We start from the raw sequence: 255 nt of genomic DNA, 5'->3' as shown, positions 1-255 counted from the left end.
TGCAGCAACAAATGTTCCGCCTGTTCCAGATTCTCGTGTCCATGTTCCGCCTAAATCCTCTCCAGTAATTAAACTGAATAAATTAATTGGGGTAACACTAGATTCACAAACAGTCGTATTACCATCATCTCCTGCATTTGGCTGAGAATTGATATTTACTGTAGCTATACTAAAATCAGCAACGCAAGGTGCAGTAGCTGAAAGTAAATACTTAAAGGTACTCGTTGTTGCATCCAATCCAGGGGTATACATACC

The 255-nt window shown here is 40.0% G+C and carries 1 protein-coding gene; it reads right to left on the bottom strand.

The window, feature by feature from the left end:
• Positions 1-255 (bottom strand): hypothetical protein (locus GTZ96_RS18200; RefSeq protein ID WP_161645302.1); only part of this gene is annotated, 255 nt, incomplete at both ends.

This window comes from Flavobacterium undicola, assembly GCF_009909155.2.
Classification (GTDB): domain Bacteria; phylum Bacteroidota; class Bacteroidia; order Flavobacteriales; family Flavobacteriaceae; genus Flavobacterium; species Flavobacterium undicola.
This window is presented reverse-complemented; position numbering and strand designations above follow the sequence as displayed.